This is a genomic window from Vibrio sp. A37, from assembly GCF_059777565.1.
Genome location: NZ_JBLNLI010000015.1, coordinates 19180 through 42972 on the forward strand (window position 1 = coordinate 19180; position 23793 = coordinate 42972).

The following is a 23793-nucleotide window of genomic DNA, read 5'->3' on the forward strand; positions in this document are numbered from 1 at the left end:
TAGCATAGAGTTTTGATTATTAATCTCTGCTGCTTATATGCTTTTTTTTACGGCTATTTTATGCAATTTTTTAAAAAGTGATTTATATAGTAATTATCTTCTTTAAGTAATGATTAAATAAAAATAACTATTATGTTTTTAAATAAGTTTTCAGAATGAATAAAATATTTCTATTTTTAATTATCAATAACTAAAAACGTTATTAAAGTGCTATTGCTTCATAATGGATAGATGAGCTTCAATGGCATCCCCCCCTTGTCTAGTTTTGGCAAGGGGAGAGAAGAAAGTAAGGTCAAGCTAAGCCAAATAATTCTTATACGCATCAGATAGTTTTTTATCATATGCGTTCTGTTCGTAGCCAGGGCCATTGTAATATCGAGCAAACTTGTCCCATTCCAGAGACTGAATAGCACTGAGTAAGTGTTCATTGCTCAGAATGAAGTTTACAAACGCTTTGAGGTGGTTACTTTCAGACAAGAACATATCCAATACAAAGTTCTCAACATCATCATATCCACAGGCATGGAAGTTAAATCCCATCAACTGATATCGCCCATAGGACGCCGATTTTAATGCCGCCGTTCTATTTAGAACTATCGCGCTTTGCAAGCGGTCAAATTCCTTTTCTCCGCCAAGGTATAAGCTTCTATTCCAGCTACGCGAAGAAATCTCAGGGTAGGTTTCATCAAACAAGTGATAGGTGTACTTAGAAAAATGATGAGCTTCAAATAAGATTTTCGGTACGCCAGATTTGAAAAAACCACCACCATTAGATTCCACGTGTGAAACCGCCTTAATCGCGGCTACCTCGCAATTTAATTCACGGGCAGCCGCTTGAAAATCTTCTTCGCTAATACCTACTTCTGGCGAGACGCTTGGAAACAGAAGAGGGTTGCTGTTAGCGTTCGCACACGCTTCGCTTAACACCTTGTGGCTTTTTCCACCAACATCGATTCGCATATCTGGGGCTTTGTAATTGAGCAATCTTTCTTGCATTAAACCAATAGCCAAGCAGGTTTTAGAGGAGCTTTCATCCCCGATAAGCCCATCCAATATCAGTTCGTCTTGTAGACCAATAGTACTTGCAATTGAGTTGAGTGCTTGTTGGATATTAATGACATCATTGGATGCATTCTCACCACCTACACCTACGGAATAAGATATTTCTAGCTTATCCATGATAACTCCTTAATAAAAAGTAAAATAAGGAAATAATCTTAGTCAATAAAGAAAATTTCGTTATTCACAAATAAAATTAATAGGGACGAAAATAAATTCGTTATCCTAGAAGTGGGGCAGAGCTTGAGTACTTATATGCTGAAATGCTGTCTGCATAGTCGTTGATTGCAGATAGCGCTTCATCTTCGTGGATAGTGCTTCGAGCAATATAATCGACCAACTCAGTTTTAATATGGTTACCATTAATGGCATCACGCTCACGTTGAGAAACGACGGCACTGATAGCTTGTTCAAACGCAATGTAATCCGTTTTACAGTAGATTCGATTTTGAAGGGCGCAGTTCTTAGAGAACATATATCTTGGAATGCCATATGAAACAATATACGGCTGAGTTCTAGCATCTTGCCCAACCAATTCATCTTCAGAAAAGATCACAAAGTCTGTTGACGTATAATCTTCTACGGCGTTGTCACAAATAGGTTTCGCCAAATCTGTACCTAAGTTGTAGTCACAGAAGAAAACATCCACTCCAGAGATAAGACGGTTCACTAGTCTGTCAAATGCAGTTTGTATCTCGTCAGGAATGGATTCAATACCTTGTGGCTCGATGAACTCTTTGGATTTCACTGTGAAGGACTCGCTCCACCTAGCCAGAAGTGGCTTTGTTGTATCAACTTTCTTATGCTTGTAAGCAACCTTGTAGCCATTGTCAAAAAGGTCTTCAACGCCACCTTGGTGGGTCAAGATTGCGAACACTCGTCCATCAACGGCCTTGCAGTGTCTAAATGTTAGTTGTTTCATTTTACTCTCCTATGGTATTCATTTATCGAAAGAAAATTTCATTACTCACTGGCTAGAAAACAAGTTTTTATATGCTCTAAACCAAATGGCCTGTATTTTCTTTTTCTGTTGTTCACTTTATTTGTATTCCAGTTGCTCTTAGAAAAACTTTGAGCTGATACTTCTATGTTGGAGTAAGATCCGACGAGAGAAGTTTGATCTTTTGTCGTATCAGGACTAAGTCGAATTTTATTAACCCCAAACTGAATATGGCTTGAAATGCTATCGTAATTAAAAACCTCTTCATGCGTTTTTCCATAACTCAAGTACAAATATTTGTTGTCTGAAATATATTCCGGATAAATGGATTTTTTTCTCTCTTCTTCGGCTTTATGACATTTTTCACACCAAGAAGTCTTCTTAATAAGAATTGATCCATTATTTGAAAGCCTAAGCCTATACTTAATAACAGACATTATTTCTCTTGATACTTATCAAATAATCTTGTTGAAGATGACATCGAAGGCATCATCAATGATTTTCTGAACCTCAGATTTGAAAGCAATAGCAACAGTTAATATTTCTGACTCTAGGATATCTTTCTCAATGAGGATTTCCTCAGCAAGGTCTACATCATCTATCTCACCTCTTTCACTTGCCAATTTGAGATATTTAATGCTACTTGAGAAATCCGAAAAAATATCTGAATCAATCAAATTAAGTACATCAGTTCCTATCACATCAGACACTTTGCTATTTATTACTTCACATGCTTCACTTAATATATCGTCCATAGTAATTCCTACTTGGGTTTATAGTTTTCGCCATCAAGCATCGTTCCGATTAGGCGGCTGTATTGGGTTATTCTTCGTGATATTATGAAGTCAGACATGGTTCCTTTCTTTTTGTAGTTCTCTATGTCCTGATTCCACAATTTATACAAGATATTAGCTTGCTTAATTGACTCGGTGTTCGATTTTCGATGGCTTTCCATAATTTGAAGCTCTCGAATTTCAACCTTGATTTTTATGTAATCATCTAAATAATTAACACGGTCATTCTTATCTGCCCCATTCTCGCTCATTGTTATGTAGAGGTATTGTATATCAGAGTTGATTTTGTACAGCTGATCTACAATTCTAGGGCTATAATTAGGTACATATCTAATCGAGCAGCCAAGTAAAATAAAAACGAAGGCAAATGGCGCTAAGCTTTTAAATCTCATTTTTACTTTTCCTTAAAAGTGGGATATTTCTTAACTTTTTTATTACTTCTTCTCACCGAGTTTACTTTCTGGCTGACTCTCCAAATCTTTTCCCTTACCAAGGGTGCTGATCGTTTTATCTAATACTGAGAACAACACTTCGATACTGTATCCAGCCCCAAATGCGATCGCCATTGGGGACAGGGAGTCACCGCCAAAGTTTGTCTGAAATATCCAGCCGGTAATGATTCCAGATAGACAACCCAATGTAAGTCGAAGTCTATAACTCACTTCCTTATTGGATGTGTAGGTGAGATTTCGAACTTGCAATAGTATGTTTCTTAAGACAAATATAAATGCACCAAGCAAGCCATACATTAGTGGCAATATATAGAGCTGAAGCATTTCCAATATTGCTTGAGCTGACACAATATTCTCCGCATATTGAACAGAAAAACTATCATGCTTAAGAGCGCAATTATCTTCACCAAAGACCCATGAGGGGCTCCACTTGGTAAGCAAATGATAATGGGCTTCCATTTCTGGTGTTAATACAAGCTGCTTATCGTTCATTGCGGTCATCGCACTTTTGTTTTCAACAAGCGTTGATACCAGCATATATCCAAATAAGTAATACATCTGCAATATCAGCAATAAAACCAGGGTTACAACAGTGTATCGTCTGTACCAATTAATGACTTTTGTTGCCGTGGGTGGTGTTATCGTGCCTTTTTCAATATGCGGCACTACCGATTTAATACTTTCTACTGTAATTGGGTATATCTGTTTGGATAGTTGGTTGTAATACGTCAACAATTCAGATTCATCTTCAACAGACCAACTGTTCGTACCCATTTTATACTTAACGTTCGTTATCCCTTCGGCAATTTTAGGATCGATCGACTGATCCCCATGTCTCGAAATATAATGGAGTAGACGTTCAGCATCTTTTATGAGTGTTCTAACCTCGTAGTTATTAATTGAATCAATTGGATCGTCTTTCTTAGGCATAAATTTCTCAACTCTTTTAGTAGTAATAGCTCGATACTACGCTTCCACTATAATCTTGTAATATGCATCCACCATAGCTATTATTCCAAAGAGCTCTATTGCTATTAAAACTAAGCTCGAAATCCCTTAGATCACTTTTCTCTGTATAAATTCTTATACTTGACTTTGGTTCAATAATATAACCATCAGGAAACCTAAACCTCTCTCTATTTCTTGATGCTGTAAACTTCCAGTTGCTTATGTTAATACTGACTTTCGATATGTTCCTTATTTCAACATACTCATTTACACTAGATGATTCACCCTCATTAATCCGATTTATTGAGATGGCTACTATATTTCTTCGTGAGCTTTTTCCTAGAATAATGCCATATTTCTTATTTTGGTCATTGCTACAGTTGGATATTGTAGTTTCATCTGATGATATGGGAAACCTCCGTTTTTTAGCAGATGTCAGATTTTGCATTTTAACCAACTAACAAGACTTACTTGCCTATATAATGAGCCAGTTATTCTTAATTTTATTGGTCTATTCTATTAATCATTGCTTAGAAATGACTAATTGAAAATATTATTGCGGTAGCTAAAGAAATATTAACTTTATTGGTATTTAAGGTTGAATGTTATTTCCTTATATATGAGTATGTGAAAGTCAATTCTATATCAACTAGGTTATTAAGAGCACATATGAAAAAACAAAATATCTTATCCGACATTTCAAATAGCTACGATTTTTCTAAAGCAAATTTGTTTGGAAAGGATCATTTAGCGAAAGAATACTTTAGAAAGTGGTTATCAATGGAGCTGAGCGACCCACTAATTGAATCAACAGAAGCAGATGGTTGTGAATTTAGCTCTGCATACAGCGAATATGATGGCTTTTTAAAGTATGATAAGCACAGTAATGAAGTAGAAACTTGCAGTAAGAAGTATGCATCAAAATCCGATTTAAAACTGTCAAAAGATGGTTGTCATATTTGGTTCGAAGTGAATATGCTCTATTGGCACCCTTCGTATATTCAAAATGGCCTCAAAAGCCTCGAAGAGGATATGAAAAGAGTAGAGCGATTACGGAAACGCGTCGGTAATTCAAGCGTGTACTTGTTGTTTGGTATTTGGGGACAATTATCTGCCGCAGAAATAGAGCGTTTAAACTTCTTAGACAACAATAGCGTATGCTCTTACGTCCTTGACAGTAACCTTTCTGGCAATTCTCAGATTTCCAGGTTGACTCAAATGACTAAAGGTGGAGATGAAAGGTTTTTACTTGGTTGTTTCTAATATTTTTCTGTGACTAGGACTTCATTGTCATAAGCGATATCTAAGCCCGGCTCGAACGATGCTATAAACGAAATAAAAGGCCCCTTTCCAAAAGGGCTCTTTTATTTTTTTACTTACAAAACTCAGAACTCAAAAGTCCAGCCGAACTTCCCTTTATAATGTTATTCATATGACGTTGCTTTGCCGCATCAATACATAAAGTTAACCGCAATTTAATGACGGTCATGGTCGATTCGTAGTGACAAAGCAATCCAAACATCAAAACGTGAAGGCTAATCAGGTGTCTCTGCTTGTGGGATGCATCAGAGCTGTTCCGCCGTTTGCCAATCATCAAACAATAAATTTAAATGGGTATGAAAGAGATTATATCTTGGACCAGAAGCAAGTGGATTCTTTTTGAGTTTTATTTTAGTAAGTTTGAATTGAAATACGCTACGCTGGAAATACGACTAGTCTTTATTTTCTAGGTAGCGCGAAGAGGGAAATGAAGATGAGTAGCAATTTAGTCAAATTTGGCCGCTATTGCAGCAGCCGCCATGCCAAGTTCCGAGAAATTTGTGGTGCCGACCGCCATAATCTCTTGTGCTTGTGCGATGACCTCTGTGTATCTAGGGTCTCCCGTAGCTAACAACTCAGACATCGCTACCCCGATTGAAGTCGTACTAATCGTATTTAAATTTCTTAAATTATCAGCAGCATCCTGTATTGCAATCGCTACGGTTTGGGCGACTGACTGCTTCGCTTTTTCAGTCGCGCTTTCACTAGCCATATCTTATACTTCGTTAGCTCCCTTTACTTAAAATCAACGTACATGCGCTTGAAGTGGATGCATTGCTTATGGTTTGCATACCTTGTTGGATATTCACAGCATTTTGCATGTGAAGTCCCATGCTGTCGGATAAGGCGGAGTCGGTTAATTGTTCGATAATCTCGGTGACCTGTGATAGGTCCTCACTGCTATTCTCATCACTCATGCTGGTATCCTATTTTGGCGCTACTTAGTCATTTTCGTTGTTAAAGCGGCAGTACGTGCACTGAGGCCATTAATTCCTTGAACCGTTGACGTCTGCATAATGATTTGGCTTTGTTGCTGAGCAAAGGCAGTGTTGTCGGCCATCGTCGACATCGCTTGCCCAACAGCGGTAAATAAATTACCCATTGCACTTGCAGGTACACTGCCAAGTACTTGAGTATTCGTTTGCGTTATGGAGTCTGTGATTTGTTCATTTACCGTACTTGGCATAATTTACCTCTTCAAGATGATTCATTAGGAATAAGTTGCTTGATTTGCTGATTAATCGATTCAATGTCCTCTGCGAGCTTCGCCTCGATATTGGACATCAACCCGCTGATTTCCACTTCAATGTCACTCATAGATTGTTGAATGTCTTCTGGCGCATATTGGCTGTATGAAGTCTCGATTAACTCTTGCATTGATTGCTGCTGTTCTTTTGCGTAATCTTGGATTTTCGTGAGCTCTGCGCCAATTTCGTCTATATCAATCGGATTGTTTTGGCTCATTGTCACTGTCATCCTCGCTGCTAGTTTCTTTTTTCTTTAGAAATCTCAATAGGTTAAATGCATTTTTCACTTCTTTCTCTGTTTGAACTAATTCAGCCTCACTAATCGCATCGGTCGATTCACTTTCAATAACTGTCGCCTCTTCTTTTGCAGGTACGGGGCGAGGGGAGTATGCCTTTAAGAGTCTTGCGCAAGCGTTGGTTACCGACGCCGCTGTCGTCATTTGAGAGCTTTGTTGATTACTTACGGCGTTGTGCATGGACAACCCCAAAGTATCTGACAAGGTTGCTTCCAAGAATGATGTAGATTGAGGAGTATAAGATTGCAGCGTCGTGTACTCTGACGTCGCAGTCTCACTAACATCAGTTCCAACTTCATCTTTGTATACTGTATCTTCAGGCATTGTTAGTCCTTAATTTTTCAACTTGTTAAGCAATATGGATACTAAAATAATTACAATTAACTAGACGATGAGTCTTTCAATACCATCGCAACTTTTTCACCTACGGCACCAAAGTTTTCTGTGCCATTTGAGACAATTTGCTGAACTTTATCTAGCATGTCGATAAACTTAAAATCTCCGGTCTCAAGCGCTTGGCTCAAGGCGGTACCTATCGCAGTAGTGGTAATGGTATTTATGTTTCGCAGGTTATCTGTAGCATCAGACAACGCTATAGCGGTGGATTGCGCAACGGACTGGTTGGCACTATTGAAAGCTGATTCTTCCGGGTTCGAGGGAGCGTTTACATTCTTCATGAAATTTCTCCAAAGAGACACCTTTACCCCGATGACTTAGGGGTAAAGGTGTAAAATACTAATTAGCCTTTTTCGATGATGTTTTCCGCACTGCGACCAGTGACAGAGCTACCGATAGACATTAGTGAATTGACACCTTGAACAGTGGCAGCTTGAATAGTGATTTGTGCTTGTTGCTGCGCTGCAGTAGAGTTGTGAGCTGCAGTACTTAGAGCTTGAGTAGTTGACATAAGTAGGTTGCCCATCGCCATTGCTGGAGTTTCACCAACTACTTTAGTGTTTACCTGTGTTACTGAGTCTGTTACTTGTTCATTTACTGGCATTGTTTATCTCCTAGTATGTTAATGTTTTTAGTTGCCTTCGATGATATTTTCTGCACTGCGACCAGTGACAGAGCTACCGATAGACATTAAAGAGTTAACACCTTGAACAGTCGCTGCTTGCATAGTGATTTGAGCTTGTTGTTGAGCAACTGTCGCGTTGTGAGCGGCATTACTTAAAGCGTGGCTGGTAGACATAAGTAGGTTGCCCATCGCCATTGCTGGAGTTTCACCAACTACTTTAGTGTTTACCTGTGTTACTGAGTCTGTTACTTGTTCATTTACTGGCATTGTTTATCTCCTAAGTTAGATTATTGTTCTTCTTTCTTACTGTCGCCCAAAGTAAGCTCAATTTCTCTCCCAAGCAGTGCATTGCCTAGGTTGAACATTGAGTTGATACCTTGAATCGTTGAAGTTTGATGAACTAAATTTGCTTGTTGATTTGCTTGAGTACTGTTGTGTGCTGATGTACTCATCGCGTGACTAGTAGAAACAAGTAGGTTTCCGCTAGCCGATGCAGGAACTTCACCTAGCACGCTTGTGTTAACCTGAGTTACAGAATCTGTAACGGCATCATTTACTGGCATTATTTTTGTCTCCTTTGATTTTATTGAACAAAATTAATTTAAATACTACGAGCCGTAAGAGAGTAAATAAGGTTAGTTGCTAGGGATGTACTAGATACGACAATCGTTTGTATTTGTTGCTGACTGAATGTGGAATTTTGAGATGACTTTCCCAAAGAATCTGCAACCATATTTAAATGCATATTTCTAGAAATAGGCGGTATATATTTATTGTAGTAATCTGCATTATCTTCAGTCACGAAATTATCCAATTCTCTTCAAGTGACGCTATATTGACTCAAATAAGAGATGCTAACTTGGTCTGAATGATTATATTAACGTTCTATTCTATGAAGGTGCATTTTTTAAGATTCACCAAAGCGAAGGAACAGATATATTAAACGCCCGTTACAAAACTTATTATAGTGATACATGGAACCGTTCGGCTCATGTGAAGACATTTGTGAAAGGAAACTCTTTCTTCTTAAGCTTGTACACGAGAGCGAATGATTAAACAAAGGAGGAAAGATTGATTTCAGAGGAAGCAGGTATTGGTAGTGACGTTACTTTTCTCAGTACTCTTAATCGGTAACTCAGTCCGTATGTGAGATTCAATTCGCGTTGCAGCGACTCAGGCCTACAATGACATATATACTATTGTCTTTACACAAGCAGTTGCTCTAGCTTCTGAATAACGAATAGAACGAGCGTATGTGGTGAAGTCAAAAACAAAAAAATGAAGTAGTCACCTCTCTTGAATTGTCTCCTCTATGGATTTTACATAGCCCTGTCATGCAACTCAGTCGTATGTATTACATTAGTAGGGCCTACCACTTGTAGACGATAGACCGCCTACCTCCATAGAAACTGTAACAAAAAGCGGACTTTTGTTAGTAAGTTTGTCCGCATATTTAATAATATTGCCCAATCAACATGCTTAAGAAATAACTAACATGATTCTAGTTTAACCATTTGATAAACATGTCATTTATCCGAAAGGAGTATATTTTGAAAAGCATCCTTTTTTCTACCAATATGTTTGATTTGGATTCTAAAGAGAGTAGTAAAAATAAGTATCATCTAGTCGGCACCTCCAAGGAAATAGAGTCAATAAAAAATCAGGTAATTTTTTCTAAAGGTAATAACTTTCCTATCTATATATCTGGTGAAGAAGGGACGGAAAAAGTTGATATAGCAAGAATGATTCACGGCATCTCTAAAGAAGGCAACTTTGTAAATATCAAAAGCAATGTTTTTTCTATCGATAACTTCAATGATTACTTTTCTTCAGCGATTGAAAACGCCAAAAATGGCACTATTTATTTATCAGACTTTGATAAATTTACCAGTGACCAAAAGGACGCACTAATCTGCTACTTCTCAATCAAAAACATCTTCCATATCATGGATAAATACAACATCCGTTTAATCGTGAGTAGCACTGCTAAGTCCGAAGTTGATAAAGAGGACAGAAGTGTGTTTTGTGGGATTTTTGATGAAAACAGCCCGTGTATCGAAATTAACATCCCTCCTCTTCGAAAAAGAAAATCGGACGTCCGCTCCTACATAGAGCATATACTTGGCGATGAGAATAAGCTAACAGAAGAGGTAGTTATGCTTTTGTCTTCCTATGATTGGCCTGGTAACGTAACGCAGCTTAGGAGGACGTTGTTTACGTTAGTGTCTTGCAACAGTGCAGGCATAACGTTGAGCGATGTTGTTGGTTTAAGCTTAAATCAAGGCGTCGAGGATAATACGAATAACTCTGTTATAGAAGATGTATTCAATAAGAGTTGGGATAATTTAAACTACATTCACCCTTCCTTAGTTAAGGCTCTAACCTACCTTAGAGAGAACTATCGAGAAAGTGTGTCCTTATCTGAGTTGTCGGAAGCCTCCCATACCAGCGCTTCTCACCTTTCGTACTTGTTTAGAAGTCAGCTATCCATATCGTTTAAGCACGTCTTGATACAGCTAAGGCTGCTGTACGCGAAAAAATTTATTGAAATAAACCCAATGTCGAAGATTACGGAAACATGTATGCGATCGGGGTTTGGAGACTTAAGCCACTTTGAGAAAATGTTTAAGAAATACGTAGGATGTACGCCTGGACAGTATCGAATGAAGCAAAGGTCTATGACCTATCGCCGTCTCCATTAATCCTAAATTCACTAGGCGCGGTAACGCTATAAGATAGCGTATGCCCACTAAATTAGTGAATATGACGTCTTACCTACCCTAGGTTTTTCCGTCTAACATTACGTTTGTTAAATCGCTGCATATCGAATTAGATTTTGAGGGCTCTAAGTTTTCTGTGCTCCATGTAAAGTCAAAAAGTTCGTTATGAACTAACGCAAAGTTGGTTCTACGTTAAATTTTTATCTTTGTTACAAGTCATGATTGTTTTGACGAATAGGTTAAGCGGTCAACTAAATATAAATACTGCGTTAGTGGTTGTTTATTGACTTGCGCTATCGATATTACTGCTGAGGAAGCTTCTTTAACCTAACGTCGTTTTTACGATGAAACAACTTTCATTGAGAGAAACTAAAGACAACACTTATGTAATGCGTTTTAAAAGTAACAAACGAGTATATAACAATTAGACAATGCCTCAACTTCCACTGACTACTGCACTCCCTGTATATACAGGGGAGTGTAGTCCCAACTTAATTATTAATTCCATATTATAAACGGTCGCACCCTATCTTGCTGAAAGAATAACCTGACTTAAAACGCTAACGTACCAGAAGCATTCTTTAAGACATACTTACCTTTTGGGTACTCAACACTAACGCTGGTATAACTTAGAATTGCTTATGTAGTGTTAAAACCGACATGGTCAAAGTAGTTAACCCACCGCTTAATCTATAAAAATAAATCGGATTGAGTACCATATCAAAAAGCTGACGTTGTGTTTAAATGCAAGGTGGTTAACGTAACGCTCAGTAAAAATGTTTAAAGAGTTTTTCTTTCAAAGTAAGCGTAGCCATAGTCTGAATATCGTTATCCATCTAAAGGTAATGAGGAAGGCTCCTTAAGTCCCGAGGAGCGACAGGAGTTGCACGTAGATGCCCTTCCTCTTGGATAAATGTATTTGGGTGACACTTCGTCGCTAAGAAGGGTTCATGTCAATAGAGTTGAAGAAATCGGTAGAAAACTATATTTGACAATAAAACCTAATATTGAGTAATTACTTATTTATATCACCCGCGTGAATGAAATTATCTTTAAAATATCATTGATATTATTAACGGTTTAAGTGCCGAACAAATTACTGACATTAGTAGATTATACAGTGAGTTAACAGTTAGATCGGTAGATTGCTATATGTAGTATTTTCATAGGCAGTAGATAATTATATCTAAAATATCAAAGTCAGCAGATTACGATATATTTGGTCGGCAGATTACGATAATGAGTCGGCAGATTACGATATAATGCAGGTAGATTACGATATAATGCAGGTAGATTACGATAAAGTGAGAGTAGATTACGGTATAAATCATGTATAGCTAAGAAATATAAGACTTTAAGATCCTAAAGGATCTTAAAGTCTAGAGTTTGATTTTGTTTTTTTAATTTGTTGTTAAGTGGCTATATTTCTCTCGTTGGTAGTTGTTCGTGAATAACTGACGCGCTGTCGCTTGTCGGACACACACGCACTGCTATATGCATATAGCAGTGCGTGTGTGTCTTAGTTTAGGGGCTGGGTTTGTTGAAAAGGTTGATACTTCCAGAAGTGCTGATTGCGTATATTTGGATGGGAGATTGAATTAACTCGTTGGGCTTCTAATTGTGGACTGGAATGTTGACATCCTCCCCTAGCTAAGTCGCAGGGGATTCCCATTGCTAGGGCTCCCGCTAAATTGCTTTAGGTACAAGTTCCTGATTCATCAAGCGGCTAACGCCTACTCTCTACAGGCTAACAAGCGCTGTCCTCGCTCAAAAACATTTAAAGCACCAACAATATCTGCATTGTTTGTGTAACCACACCCCACGCACTCAAAGTGCACTTGAGTTTGACGGTTATCTTTCGGTACATGACAACAGCAAGGACAGGTTTGACTTGTGTATTGCGCTGGTACAGCGACAACCAAACCGCCATTCCATACCTGCTTATACTCAAGCTGCCTTCTGAACTCATACCAACCTTGGTTGAGTATTGACTTATTCAGTCTTGACTTAGCTTTTACATTTTTGCCGTGTTTCTCTGCATTGCTTTTTGCTGACTGAGACATATTTGGTACACGTAAGTCCTCAATCGCTATTATCGCGTTGTTCTGGAAGACTTCATGTGATGCTTTATGTAGGTTGTCATTGCGTCAGTTTGCAATAAGAGTGTTAAGGCGCTATCTCACCTTTGGCTATTCCCCTCCCTGCTGTTTCGCAGAGAGTATCCTAGCCATTACAGATGGCGATTTTAAAACTGGCAATTCCTCACGCGTTAGTTTGTGTTATCTCTAAATTGGAGACCCTGATTCGGCACTGAAAAGCGCTAGTTAATCAATCCGCTACTTTTGGGATTACTGCTCTTAGAGGAACATTGATATGATACACGTTGCTTCTTAGTAACAAGTAACTGTTAAATACGAAAGACACCCTCTCCTTTTTACCCGGCAGTATAAAAAGGAGAGGGTGCTAATTGTTTCAGCATTGTGCTGTTTTAGTAGTGAATCTCGTGTTAAGGAGGTCGGTATTTTCAGCTTCGTTAATCTGCATTGGTCGACATTTGTTTTTAAAGTTCTTTATGCAATATTTCTAAGTGAAAGTTGAGAATTATATGAAGCCTTCAACAAGGAGCGGTATTTACTTGGAGTATAACCGACAAACTTTTTAAACATTCTTTGAAAGTGACTTAGGTCTCCAAAACCGGATTTCAGGCATACTTCTGTGATTTTAGAGGATGGAAAGAACTCAATGAATTCGCGTGCATATAGTAGCCTGAGTTGAATTAGAATGTTTTTGAATGTTGTGTCCAATTGGCTCCTAAAGAGAAGTGAGAGATTTGATTTGCTTGTGTGTGCTGCAACCGATAACTCCGACAGCGATATGTTCTCTCTATAGTTTTCACTAAGGTGCATTAGGGCCTTTATCAGGGAGGGGTGAAGAAACTTGAGTCTCGCCCAATTCTTCTGAAATATTTCTCGGACGACGTTCACAGTGCTAAATGGTTTGAGCCTTCTCATGCTGTTGAGAGCCACTTCAGGTGTCATACTGGTTACGGCTGAAAGTATGAATTCTTGTAACTCAATGACGCTTAATGGCCAATTGGACCTGCATAGGCGAAGTAGAGCCCCTTCTGAAAGTGTACATTCGGGGAAGCTGTTGACCTTAATTGTATAGTTAATGTGGTCGAAACGTTCTTTCTTGAGGGCGGTAGGAGGGAGATGTACTTCTACGACATCACGATGAATATCGACAGTGCAATTGAATATATTGGAACTTTCTATTGAGTGGTCAACTATTTCACTGCGTCGTACGATGAATGGAATTTTGGTACTCTTTAGTTTAATGATTAATTCGTTAATAGAATAGTGGGTCTCTCTTTGGTTTTTTTTATCTTTGTGAAAGCAATTCACTGATGAATCGAATTCTGTGTTTATTAATGCCCGTTTTGGGTTTTTTTGCGAAAAACTGTCGATTAAATTTATACTTGAAACGTCATTCATTACTCATAGCCCTTAACTTATAGTGTTTATTGTCTGAACGTCAGTGTTTCCTATGGTTTGTCCGTAATTATTTTTCAATGTTCTTAAACTAACTTATCTGATAAATAATCGTATTGATTTGTTTTGCTATTTCCCATGGTTTGACTTGGCACAACCTAAACTAACCTCTCCAGTAAATTGTTTAAAAAAAGTAGACCTGGTCGGAAGACTATTGTTGGCCGTGAACATTCACTAAAAGTCGAAATTAAGCATATCGATGTTGCTTTATCTATTCTTGCGTAACACTGCTTTTCAAACAGTAGCGAACCGCCGTCTTGCTGCAGTGAGATTCGGAGCTGTTTACACTGAAGAACGCGTACTTATTGATATCCGATTACAGTCATTAATATTTCATCATTGTGGTGACATCCGTTTGTAAAATAGTGCTGTTATGTTTAGTGCTTTCCTAACTTGTATTTATGGATACGTCGGTAAGGTGAGTGTCCAAAGCGTATCTTTGCTTACGATGAAATAGTGGTGAAAATAAGGTTTACTTCTAAAGCTAACACTGTGCTTCGTTTGCAGTGTTGTCGGGAGCTTAGTGGCATAGTTAACCTTAAAACCAACAACTTCAAAGGGGTTATTGTACAGCTGTTTGCATAACTATCAATAAACAAATCTTTATTTTTGTGGACACATCAAACACCAAAATAAATAATATAATCCATATGAATTTTTTATTACAGATCGCATTATCATTATGTATGTGTTGGGTTATATTTGCGATATTAATTACTTGGTTTCGAATGAGGTTAGATGAGGGAGGGGAGTTTGCGTGCTAGTTGGATATATGCTGAGCCTAGCCTACTTCTGCCTATTCCTTCAGTTAGGGAGTTTACGATTAATACCCCCCTTTTTTACTCTGTCTTTAATTCATCAAGTGATTTATTTATTCCAGTTTTATCCTTAATTATTCCGTTGAGAAATTTAATTTCCCTAGGTTTGTATATAAGTTATTTACGGCAAGGTTGCGCGATTGATTGAGTTATATCCACTACAGTAACTAACAAAAAAGACTATTGACTATCAATTTTTGACTCAGGCTTTCAATAGAAGGTATTAATGTTTTTGATTTTTTTATCAATATCTTTTAAGGCCATATACGCCTTGGCTTCTATGCCATGAATGCATATAAAATAAACTCTAAATTTCTCTCTTTTATACTAAAATAATTAGTCATTTGATTAATTATTTGGTGCTTCATGTTCAAGGGAAATTGAATTCTACTATTTAAAATTAGTGAAAATCTGTTATCTTCACTCCCTCATAAATTGCTGATATCTATGATAGTAGTGTGGCTTCTAATTAGGCAGGAAGTGGCAAATCCACGTTTGTTATCTAGCTTTTAGCTTCTGTACTTATCTATGAACACGAAAATTGGATTCGGGTTTCGGCTAGTTGTTGATTTTCGCATTAGATACTTGATTGGAACAATATATGCCTGCAGCTGAGTATATTAATGACGGTTTGACTGAGAAAAGTATGAGTAGTCAATCATCGTCAATGTTGACCGTAGTAAATGAAACCGATCGGAAAAACAACTTTATTTCCTCTTTGCTACTCTCTAGATTGACGATTTTTCACCCGGCGCAACGACCGACGCCTTATATGATTAAACGATTATCCGAGGTTGCGAAGAACGGTGGTACAGATTTTTCGACGCCTTTGGAGTCCCAGAAGGTTGGAGTCTATGGAAAGAACTACCAAATAGACTTATTTGTGGATTACCTACTGCAAGGTCATAGGGATTTATTGGATACTCTGTTGGCTTTTTCTACCACAATAACACTCGATGAGGCGGCGTATAAAAGCGGAAAAAATTTCAACTGGTCTGAAATATTTCAAGAGACGGTACCTGAAGCTAGTTTGAGTTCTGCGGCACAAGATAGGTTCAATGTGCTCGACGGAGGTTCTGTTGTGCTTTCTATCGGTATGTATGACTTAGCAAGAAAAATGGGGGTGATGCCTCATCGCTCATCTTACAACATGATAGAAAAGCGAATTGCTCAATTAGCGGGGGCTTACATTACCATTGGGGAACTTGATGAAGAGAACAACCTAAAGTACCGCTCTCAATTAAGGTTTATACAAGACTTTCGATTTTTATACGACAACTCCAAAAATAAAAATGGGAAAGCTAAGAAAGACACCAATCACTTGTTTATTGTGCCTGATAAACGATTGCTTAAGGCAATTCGAGACCAAGGGTATTTCTACCGCTTAGAGCAGAATCTTATGTGCAACTATAGCAAGCCGTCAGTACGCTCGTTTTTGAAGTACATGAGGACGCATAAATATGAGTTTATACACGGTAAAAAGTTCGATTGGCTGCTTAAAAACTATATCTCATCTATTCCTTCGCCTACGTCTAGAACGTTTAAAAATGACTTAAAGAAGAGCATCTTAGATATGGCACTGCAGATTGAAAATGACTTCTCAATCCAGTTTCGTAAAGAAAACGATGAGATTAAAATATTCTATGTAGGTGGAGAGTCATGACAGTTCAAAAGCTTTCATTCGCTGAGTTAAAAAACATAGATTTAACACCGAGTCTAAACCGGCCGAAATATTCATTGAATGGCTTGCTCGAAGGACATGTGGGCATGCTGATTGCTGCTCCTGATATTGGGAAGTCTCATTTGATGCTTAGCATTGCACTAGAACATGCATGTCACGATACCTATATCGGTTTAACCGCTTGCGAGTCTCCTCAGAAAACCTTGTATGTAAGCACCGAAGACAGCATGGAAATTGTCGCGCTCCGCCTACAAGAAAAGTTAGAAGACTTATCTGAGGCGACGTTATTAGATTTAGATACGCACTTTGACGTTATGGTGTGCAAAGAGCCCTTAGTTATTCCTACAGGGTCACCTGAGCAAGTTTCTATTCATCATGAAAAATTTCTGCTCTACTTAGAGCAAGTGTTTAGCCAATACAACCTCGTGATTATTGATACTGTCACTGAGGCCATCGGTGAGTGCGACGAAGTGAAGGATGACAGGAAGATAAAAAATACATTTAGCCGCCTAGCGATTGAATCTGGAGCGAGTATTGTACTGGTTCATCACGTCAACAAAAATGAAATACATGGTTTGCAAAAAATCACGATGGCGTCTGGAGCAGGGCTTACTTCATTAATGCGTCTTACTAAGTTTTTAATCGCTATTACATCGGACAAAGATGACCTAACCTTAAGATTCTTGAAAGCCAACTATTTACCCAAGGAGGATAGAGAGCCGAAGATGTTGCACTGGCGTGGGAATCTACTGATATCTGGCAAACCAGCACGGCCAATAAGTGAGGAACCGATAAAACCTCGCTACTTTCAAAAGAGTCCCCCTGCGACTATTAGGAAATCGCCTCAGAATCGCAAACCGAGAAAGCTCCGCGCTAGCCTAAGGGACGAACCCCAAACGATTCAATTGTCAGGTATTGAAGATACGGATAATGATATGAGAAATGTATTGTAAGCGGCCGGTACCGTTGCCATAGAATAATAAAATCTTCTTTACAGCTATGCTTTTGCCTAAATCATAGTGCACTATAACTAATTTCCATTGAATTAAAAATAATAACCAGATTCGTTGTATAAACGACCAAATTTCCACTCATATAAATCTATGTAGCACATAACATTTTGTCGATTTTGGAAATTTTAAAACTCGTGTAATCTGGATGTATATCTCTATATATGGAGGGGAAATGGTAACCAAGTGGATAATGATTGGCATGTTTTTGATAAGTAGCTTGGTTTATGCCAATCAACAATATACTGCAACAGGTTGTGTCGATAGTACTGGTAATACCGTTTTGGACAGAACCACTGCAAAGGCGGTGGCAAAAGGCCAATTAGCTCACGAATTAGGCGGGCTTGTATCGGCTAAAAGCCAACTCAAAACCGTGACAACCGAAACCAAGGATGATGTACAGTCGAAAGATGTACTGACAGAGAGCGTCACACTAAAAAGTGAGCACATGATGAAGGGTGTCCAAACGCTTGAAGAAGGGTATCAGGACATCACCGGCACACAGAAATACTGTGTTCGACTAGGACTTTCTACATAAGGAATTTACGATCATGAATAAACTTACGATGTCATTGCTGGCTAGCGCTTTGGTACTTGCGGGTTGCTCTAGCACTCCGACGGCTCAAGATACCACCAAAGACCAACTAAAGGCTAAGCAGCTTAAAGCAGATGCCGCTCAATCGAAAGCTGAAAAGCATATAGTCAATGTGCCTGAATGGGTACTGAAACAACCAAAGCCTGATAAAACTGGCGTGTATGGTGTCGGTCAAGGTGAGAGTAAGAAGCTAGACATCGCTATAAAAAAAGCAACCCTTAACGCGCAATTTGAACTAGCGAAGAACTTTGGTCAAAAACTATCGGGTAGCGAACAAAACTATACACAAGAAAACAATGCAGGTGTTAGCGAGCAGTACACTCAGCTCATCGATAATATAGTCGATTCAGTGCCAGTTAATGGTTACAGCATTGTAAGTCAAGAGGTAGTCGCGATTGACGGTAAGTACAATGCCTTCTTACTCCTAAAACTTCCGTACCAAGAGTTCAATTCCGTCCTTGAGGAGCAAAAAGCCGAGTCTAAGAGTGTAGAAATACAACAAGCATTTGCGCAATTAGAGAAGAGGTTGGCAAATATGAATGCAAACGACGTAAACAAATAGTTATTCTTCGTAAGTTGTTAAAAATTTTGGTTTTATACGTATACTGTCCGGCATGGGCTCCTGTATCCAGTATTGTGTGAATGCACCATTCGCAGCTAGGCTCTAGCTTAGCTGCTTTTTTTTAAAATTATCCCGCAAGTGATTACCAAAAAGTATAAATACGTGATGAAAGTCTCATAATCAACTTTTGTCATATTCATGAATAGATAGCCTGTTAATAACAGGTAGTTAGTGTATGTACCTTTTCACCTAAAGGCGCAAACTTTGCGTCTTTTCTTTTTTATTTTTCTTCAATAATTCAGCGTTTTGGAAATTTATCACGTTGTGATTCAATCGAGATAGGCCACAACTTCATTGGATTGTTTGCATGGAAGCACCAAAGATTCAAACTGCTATCTATTTCTCAGTGATGGAAGTTACTCACCAAAACCTTAATCAAATTATCAAAGACATCCCTAATAAACCTAGGGTTGGCGATTGGTTTATACAAGCGACATTCGCGAATGGGAAATCTAATAATAAATACTACGGACCATTTAGCAACAAATGAATTGCTCTAGAGTTCATAAAGTCAACATTTGGAAAGCGCGATGAATCTTCTTGAACACATAAATAGCTACACTATCATTCTATTAGCCTTGTTGGTATTTTCTGTTGTCATTAAATTCATTTTTGGCAAGAGAACGAGAAAAATTAGTGGGAAGTTTGTGCCAATACGGTTTCTTAATACTAAATCAGAACAAAACTTTTTTACCCAACTCAAAAACAATTTGCCAGAGCATATATATATTGCTCCAAAGGTTCGCTTAGCCGATCTTTGCAAACCTGATAATCCCCAAAATATTGTTGCCTTTAATAAGATAGCGAGAAAGCACATAGACTTTGTTTTAATCGAGCAATCATCAAGCAAAATCATCGCGGCCATAGAGCTAGACGATCAGAGCCATCAAAAGCGCAGTAACATAAAACGTGACAAAGAAAAAAATTATGCGCTGTCTAGTGCTGGTATTAAACTCTTTAGAATCCAAACTGCGAAGAGCTATAGCAAGGTCATTAGTGAATTACTCACTGTCATACAGTTTAATCCTTACCAAAAGAATAAATTCCAAGGAACGTTTAGTAGCTTATTAAAAAAAATTCGCGAGTAAACACTATCACTCAGCGCTATGAGAAATGAGTTAACAAGTCTAATATGACGAATTTGATTTTTTTATTTTTTGCATTTGAAACGCTGGGTTGGGTTGAAGAAGCGAATAAAGCCTTGTTACGGATTGCTGTAATGCGAATGAAGCAGACTATTATAAATAACAGCATTGACGTAATTTTTGCTAATTCGAAACAGTCATGTCATATCATGTGAGAGTTCACTGTATAGGCTTGTAACAAGAAAACGCCGAGGTTTATTTCGGCGTAGTATGCCTGTGTATTTCCGTCGTTCCTAACATGGGTCTGCGCTCAACTAAGTAGTTGCTAGTCTAATTTAGTAAACATGCAAAACCCTAGCCTTATAAGACGATATTTCCCAGGGAATTTCTAGATAAAAACGCTATGATTTAATCCACTCATATTTCTTACTCGTACTACCTACATTACGGTAATTAGATATCACAGGGTAAGTGCTATTTGGATGAGCTATATCGTTCGTCTTTATTTGTTCCACTCATTTTAATATTTCACCAGAAGCATCAACCGTACTGCCTACACTATATTTTTCATTTTTGTAATAGCAATAGCCAATATTGTTGGGTTCATCAGCATCAGAATCCAGTGCAAAAGATATTTGTGGGATTAACGCTATAAGTGATATATTTAAAGCAATGATTATTCCTTTCATACTAGAACTTCTACCTTGGGGATTGGAGTAATTACTCTATACCAAAAAGTTTATTTATCAATGTCATCAGGTTGATAATATGAAGAATAGTCACTTATATGCGAATTATTTTTGTAAATAAGTATATTATTAACCATTCGAATAAATCTTATGCTGTCATTTTACAGAGAAAATAATTAATCATTTAAGTGCATTCTCATCTGTGAGAATTAATAAAAGCATAATATAACAGTAATTTCATTTATTGGTCGATTATAACGTATTCTAATTCAATTAAATAAGCATTATAAATTCGCTTGAAATCTTTATTCGATTCAATTTTTAAGTGAATATTTATATCTTTCGATACAGCATAACCATCTCTAATGAACATAGACTTTATTGCAAGAAACTCTTTTTTTAATGAAACTTTGAGGCAGGACCATTTTTGGGTCGTTAGGAAGAAGTGAAAACTTGCACTGGTAAAAGAGCACATTGGCTCAGATTCAAATACAACTCATTTGTTACGGCGTAACATTATAAAAAGAATAGATTATGTACATAACACATCAATAAAACGAAAATATCACCTATTTGTCTTAAAAACTTATCAGTTTTTAAGATTTAGACAAACCACATTTTATAGGCTACAATCATGTAACTAACTGTTTTAACGTAATTTTATAAATTTATTTTTCTAGTTATCTGAGCATCGCTAACTAGACGGTTGATTTGTCTCGTAACGCTCTAATTAACTAGTCTGAGTGTGGAGTAAATAAAATGAGACGCATTCGTAGTAAATTAATGACATAGGAAGATAGCAATAATGAATAACAGAATTTCTGAAGAAGATGCCCAAGTCCTTTCGAGCTTCATTGCAGAAAAGTGTTTGGAGTTGCAGCTAGAACCCGAACAAATTTTAGATGGCTTATCGAGAGTCTTACTAGGTGCTACGAATGATCTGAATGTCGATGGGTTTGAACTGAATATTGAAGGATTTGGACGTTGTATTGTTAAGCTTGAAGAATAAGGCAATTCATACTTTTAACGCCACGCTAAGGAGTGATGATGTCACGCATAAATCAACGTATTGATGCCTCGTTTTATAAGTCCAATAAAGCAACGGGAAAAATTAAAAAACGGAAAGAGCCATCGATGCCACCAAAGGATAAGAAGGAAGCGAACCTTATCTTAGATAGGCTTTATGAACGAAGTCCAACATTATCCCTTTGTTGCCAAATGTCAGCTTTAACAGGTCTGCGCTATAGTGATGCCTCGTGGCTAACTTACGATGATTTCTACGACGAACATGACAATTTCAAGCCATTTTTTAATCTTTGCCAGCAAAAAACATTTCGCATGCGAGTGGGTAGAAAAGAGAATCCCATGAGTGATTCTGAAGCCTATCGCAAGAGCTCTGTAACCATTTATACCAACAAAGAAATCCAAAATATCGTTGAAGAAACACGCCTTTTTTCGACTGGAGGAGGGTTTCTGTTCTCTAATCCAAGAAGCCGGAAAAAACTGGAAGATGGGACTTATATTGAAAGGCCGATGTCTGTTGTGTCCGCTGATTGGCATCACCAACAAGTCAAAAATGAAATGCGGCTTAGCTATACATTGGGAACACATTCTTGGCGTAAGTTCTTTGCGTTGCTATTGGTTCAGGACGGAGCTACGGTAGAAAAAATTCGTGATTTGCTAGGGCAATCTAGCTTGATTAGTACTAATGCGTACCTACATTCGTTTGCAGGAGATCTACAGCAGCATATCAATGAATTGTCGCTTGGCATTTAATTCAAACCCTTCTACGCAGAGTATCTTCAAAGATACACCTGCCCTGCGATGGTCATTGATTCGGTTTTAGTTATGAGCTCTAAAAGATAACTAATCACTTTCGCTAGGTTTTAATTTTTGGAAAATAGATAAATCACTCTCTTCGTTCTCAGCCATTTCGGCAACCTTTTATAGGTTATTCAAGCCCAAAGTATAAGGGGAGTACAACTTTGCCTACTTTAACCAGCGTTACCTCCATTGTGACACTTAACACAGTGGCTTATTTCATAGTTTAAAAAATCTCGTCTGAATCACTTAGCTAAATTCATTTAAACCTGAATTACAGAGTAACTATAATTATTCAACGATCGATGAATAATTAATTGGAACCCATATAACAATATTTAAAACATAAGCTAACTATTCGTATTGGTTAGTGCGATTTTATCTTTGATATATTTTTTAATAAATTATAGAAGACATATTATGACATCAACTTTAGATTCAAGTTTTAGCAAAAGCCAAAACATAACAAATAAAATGGATGCCCCTCTTTTAATAAGTAATGGTTCTCATAATGGAACGCTAAAAAAATCAATAGGATCCCATATTAGGGAGATTAAATATCCCGATGTAGATGTCTGTAGTACAATAACTATCCTTTATAATAGTAAATTGATTGGCTTGCATTTATACCCAAGCAATGTAGACAGTTCTTTTAGCGAAGCTTTGTCTGAGTTAAAAAAATTAGCACCAACTACAAATAAAACAATCATTGATGTCCTAGTGATAGGGAACACAAAGGCAAAGAATAGTATGCACCCCTATATGTCTAAGGAGGTGCCAAATGTCTATGGTTCGATAAAAATGCTCAAGAATATCTTCGAAATAACCAGTGAGGTTAGAGTAATACATGACACTGGATGGTTTTCAGTTTTTAGAAACAATAACAAACTTGACTACAAAAACTATGATTCTGGAAATAACATAAAGGATTGGACAGTAGTTAAATCATCCTCAAAAAAGATAGAATATGTATGAACAACTGACAATGACATAAATCTCACAAAGTAGAGGCATGTGAAACGATGCCAAAGGGTTTTGTTGAAGAAGTGTAACAGTCAGAGCAGTAATTTTTCGGCTGTTGCCTGAATCATCGACTAAAATTACGACAACTTTAATTATTAAAT

General features: G+C 37.6%; 30 protein-coding genes and 1 pseudogene. 11 read left to right on the forward strand and 20 right to left on the reverse strand.

Annotated elements, in window-relative coordinates; genetic code table 11:
• Nucleotides 1-297 precede the first annotated feature (297 nt).
• The 7 genes from ACM2FC_RS19195 to ACM2FC_RS19225 all read right to left on the reverse strand — a co-directional run bounded on the left by ACM2FC_RS19195 (nucleotide 298) and on the right by ACM2FC_RS19225 (nucleotide 4641).
• Nucleotides 298-1179: an N-acetylmuramidase family protein gene (locus tag ACM2FC_RS19195; RefSeq protein WP_498482624.1), complete on the reverse strand. Its 882-nt coding sequence runs from the start codon at nucleotides 1177-1179 to the stop codon at nucleotides 298-300.
• 100 nt (nucleotides 1180-1279) lie between these two features.
• A complete protein-coding gene (locus ACM2FC_RS19200; RefSeq protein ID WP_498482626.1) occupies nucleotides 1280-1981 on the reverse strand; it encodes a hypothetical protein in 702 nt (233 codons plus the stop codon).
• A gap of 41 nt (nucleotides 1982-2022) precedes the next feature.
• Nucleotides 2023-2436, reverse strand: coding sequence for a hypothetical protein (locus ACM2FC_RS19205; RefSeq protein WP_498482627.1), 414 nt, complete (start codon nucleotides 2434-2436; stop codon nucleotides 2023-2025).
• Nucleotides 2437-2454: 18 nt separating this feature from the next.
• Nucleotides 2455-2754 (reverse strand): hypothetical protein, encoded by a 300-nt coding sequence (locus tag ACM2FC_RS19210; protein WP_498482629.1) that lies wholly within the window; start codon nucleotides 2752-2754, stop codon nucleotides 2455-2457.
• 8 nt (nucleotides 2755-2762) lie between these two features.
• The gene (locus ACM2FC_RS19215; RefSeq protein WP_498482630.1) at nucleotides 2763-3185 is read right to left on the reverse strand and encodes a hypothetical protein; all 423 of its coding nucleotides are present in this window, start codon (nucleotides 3183-3185) and stop codon (nucleotides 2763-2765) included.
• A gap of 42 nt (nucleotides 3186-3227) precedes the next feature.
• On the reverse strand, nucleotides 3228-4175 hold the full coding sequence (locus tag ACM2FC_RS19220; RefSeq protein ID WP_498482632.1) for a hypothetical protein: 948 nt from the start codon (nucleotides 4173-4175) through the stop codon (nucleotides 3228-3230).
• Nucleotides 4176-4191: 16 nt separating this feature from the next.
• Nucleotides 4192-4641 carry a lamin tail domain-containing protein gene (locus ACM2FC_RS19225; RefSeq protein WP_498482634.1) on the reverse strand — a complete coding sequence of 150 codons (450 nt, stop codon included), beginning with the start codon at nucleotides 4639-4641 and terminating at the stop codon, nucleotides 4192-4194.
• Between the two features lie 221 nt (nucleotides 4642-4862).
• Here ACM2FC_RS19225 and ACM2FC_RS19230 point away from each other — a divergent pair, with 221 nt between their 5' ends.
• Nucleotides 4863-5456, forward strand: coding sequence for a hypothetical protein (locus ACM2FC_RS19230; protein ID WP_498482635.1), 594 nt, complete (start codon nucleotides 4863-4865; stop codon nucleotides 5454-5456).
• A gap of 502 nt (nucleotides 5457-5958) precedes the next feature.
• Here ACM2FC_RS19230 and ACM2FC_RS19235 read toward each other — a convergent pair.
• From ACM2FC_RS19235 to ACM2FC_RS19280, 10 genes are all read right to left on the reverse strand, one after another.
• The gene (locus tag ACM2FC_RS19235; RefSeq protein WP_498482637.1) at nucleotides 5959-6225 is read right to left on the reverse strand and encodes a hypothetical protein; all 267 of its coding nucleotides are present in this window, start codon (nucleotides 6223-6225) and stop codon (nucleotides 5959-5961) included.
• Between the two features lie 13 nt (nucleotides 6226-6238).
• Nucleotides 6239-6430 carry a RebB family R body protein gene (locus ACM2FC_RS19240; RefSeq protein ID WP_498482638.1) on the reverse strand — a complete coding sequence of 64 codons (192 nt, stop codon included), beginning with the start codon at nucleotides 6428-6430 and terminating at the stop codon, nucleotides 6239-6241.
• Nucleotides 6431-6450: 20 nt separating this feature from the next.
• Nucleotides 6451-6699: a RebB family R body protein gene (locus ACM2FC_RS19245; protein WP_498482640.1), complete on the reverse strand. Its 249-nt coding sequence runs from the start codon at nucleotides 6697-6699 to the stop codon at nucleotides 6451-6453.
• An 11-nt stretch (nucleotides 6700-6710) separates the two neighbouring features.
• The gene (locus ACM2FC_RS19250; protein ID WP_498482642.1) at nucleotides 6711-6977 is read right to left on the reverse strand and encodes a hypothetical protein; all 267 of its coding nucleotides are present in this window, start codon (nucleotides 6975-6977) and stop codon (nucleotides 6711-6713) included.
• Nucleotides 6955-7380 (reverse strand): RebB family R body protein, encoded by a 426-nt coding sequence (locus ACM2FC_RS19255; RefSeq protein WP_498482644.1) that lies wholly within the window; start codon nucleotides 7378-7380, stop codon nucleotides 6955-6957. Before ACM2FC_RS19255 ends, ACM2FC_RS19250 begins: the two co-directional genes overlap by 23 nt.
• Before the next feature lie 56 nt (nucleotides 7381-7436).
• Nucleotides 7437-7733 carry a hypothetical protein gene (locus tag ACM2FC_RS19260; RefSeq protein ID WP_498482646.1) on the reverse strand — a complete coding sequence of 99 codons (297 nt, stop codon included), beginning with the start codon at nucleotides 7731-7733 and terminating at the stop codon, nucleotides 7437-7439.
• A gap of 62 nt (nucleotides 7734-7795) precedes the next feature.
• A complete protein-coding gene (locus tag ACM2FC_RS19265; protein WP_498482647.1) occupies nucleotides 7796-8056 on the reverse strand; it encodes a RebB family R body protein in 261 nt (86 codons plus the stop codon).
• Nucleotides 8057-8083: 27 nt separating this feature from the next.
• Complete coding sequence (locus ACM2FC_RS19270; RefSeq protein ID WP_498482649.1) at nucleotides 8084-8344, reverse strand: RebB family R body protein; 261 nt, start codon at nucleotides 8342-8344, stop codon at nucleotides 8084-8086.
• Between the two features lie 20 nt (nucleotides 8345-8364).
• Nucleotides 8365-8640: a RebB family R body protein gene (locus ACM2FC_RS19275; RefSeq protein WP_498482650.1), complete on the reverse strand. Its 276-nt coding sequence runs from the start codon at nucleotides 8638-8640 to the stop codon at nucleotides 8365-8367.
• A 38-nt stretch (nucleotides 8641-8678) separates the two neighbouring features.
• Nucleotides 8679-8879: a RebB family R body protein gene (locus ACM2FC_RS19280; RefSeq protein ID WP_498482651.1), complete on the reverse strand. Its 201-nt coding sequence runs from the start codon at nucleotides 8877-8879 to the stop codon at nucleotides 8679-8681.
• 748 nt (nucleotides 8880-9627) lie between these two features.
• On the opposite strand from ACM2FC_RS19280, the gene ACM2FC_RS19285 reads away from it, so the two are divergent.
• Nucleotides 9628-10779, forward strand: a complete 1152-nt coding sequence (locus ACM2FC_RS19285; RefSeq protein ID WP_498482652.1) for an AraC family transcriptional regulator — start codon at nucleotides 9628-9630, stop codon at nucleotides 10777-10779.
• Nucleotides 10780-12530: 1751 nt separating this feature from the next.
• Here the strand turns inward: ACM2FC_RS19285 and ACM2FC_RS19290 are convergent.
• Both ACM2FC_RS19290 and ACM2FC_RS19295 read right to left on the reverse strand, forming a co-directional pair.
• Nucleotides 12531-12932: pseudogene (locus ACM2FC_RS19290) on the reverse strand (RNA-guided endonuclease InsQ/TnpB family protein); the annotation flags it as partial.
• 435 nt (nucleotides 12933-13367) lie between these two features.
• Nucleotides 13368-14291, reverse strand: a complete 924-nt coding sequence (locus ACM2FC_RS19295; RefSeq protein ID WP_498482654.1) for a helix-turn-helix domain-containing protein — start codon at nucleotides 14289-14291, stop codon at nucleotides 13368-13370.
• 1476 nt (nucleotides 14292-15767) lie between these two features.
• Between ACM2FC_RS19295 and ACM2FC_RS19300 the strand changes: the two genes are divergently transcribed.
• From ACM2FC_RS19300 to ACM2FC_RS19325, 6 genes are all read left to right on the forward strand, one after another.
• On the forward strand, nucleotides 15768-16829 hold the full coding sequence (locus ACM2FC_RS19300) for a DNA mismatch repair protein (protein ID WP_498482656.1): 1062 nt from the start codon (nucleotides 15768-15770) through the stop codon (nucleotides 16827-16829).
• Nucleotides 16826-17800 (forward strand): AAA family ATPase, encoded by a 975-nt coding sequence (locus ACM2FC_RS19305; protein WP_498482657.1) that lies wholly within the window; start codon nucleotides 16826-16828, stop codon nucleotides 17798-17800. The genes ACM2FC_RS19300 and ACM2FC_RS19305 overlap by 4 nt, the downstream gene beginning before the upstream one ends.
• A gap of 232 nt (nucleotides 17801-18032) precedes the next feature.
• Entirely contained in the window at nucleotides 18033-18395 is a 363-nt protein-coding gene (locus tag ACM2FC_RS19310; RefSeq protein WP_498482659.1) for a hypothetical protein, read from the forward strand.
• 13 nt (nucleotides 18396-18408) lie between these two features.
• On the forward strand, nucleotides 18409-19014 hold the full coding sequence (locus tag ACM2FC_RS19315) for an LPP20 family lipoprotein (RefSeq protein ID WP_498482660.1): 606 nt from the start codon (nucleotides 18409-18411) through the stop codon (nucleotides 19012-19014).
• Nucleotides 19015-19381: 367 nt separating this feature from the next.
• Nucleotides 19382-19564, forward strand: a complete 183-nt coding sequence (locus ACM2FC_RS19320) for a hypothetical protein (protein ID WP_498482661.1) — start codon at nucleotides 19382-19384, stop codon at nucleotides 19562-19564.
• Nucleotides 19565-19604: 40 nt separating this feature from the next.
• Nucleotides 19605-20162, forward strand: coding sequence for a DUF2726 domain-containing protein (locus ACM2FC_RS19325; RefSeq protein WP_498482662.1), 558 nt, complete (start codon nucleotides 19605-19607; stop codon nucleotides 20160-20162).
• A gap of 512 nt (nucleotides 20163-20674) precedes the next feature.
• Here ACM2FC_RS19325 and ACM2FC_RS19330 read toward each other — a convergent pair.
• Nucleotides 20675-20848 (reverse strand): hypothetical protein, encoded by a 174-nt coding sequence (locus tag ACM2FC_RS19330; RefSeq protein WP_498482663.1) that lies wholly within the window; start codon nucleotides 20846-20848, stop codon nucleotides 20675-20677.
• An 805-nt stretch (nucleotides 20849-21653) separates the two neighbouring features.
• On the opposite strand from ACM2FC_RS19330, the gene ACM2FC_RS19335 reads away from it, so the two are divergent.
• The 3 genes from ACM2FC_RS19335 (at nucleotide 21654) to ACM2FC_RS19345 (ending at nucleotide 23644) form a co-directional block, all read left to right on the forward strand.
• Nucleotides 21654-21857 (forward strand): hypothetical protein, encoded by a 204-nt coding sequence (locus ACM2FC_RS19335; RefSeq protein WP_498482664.1) that lies wholly within the window; start codon nucleotides 21654-21656, stop codon nucleotides 21855-21857.
• Between the two features lie 38 nt (nucleotides 21858-21895).
• On the forward strand, nucleotides 21896-22624 hold the full coding sequence (locus ACM2FC_RS19340) for a tyrosine-type recombinase/integrase (protein ID WP_498482665.1): 729 nt from the start codon (nucleotides 21896-21898) through the stop codon (nucleotides 22622-22624).
• Between the two features lie 465 nt (nucleotides 22625-23089).
• Complete coding sequence (locus ACM2FC_RS19345; protein WP_498482666.1) at nucleotides 23090-23644, forward strand: hypothetical protein; 555 nt, start codon at nucleotides 23090-23092, stop codon at nucleotides 23642-23644.
• The last annotated feature ends 149 nt before the right edge of the window (nucleotides 23645-23793 follow it).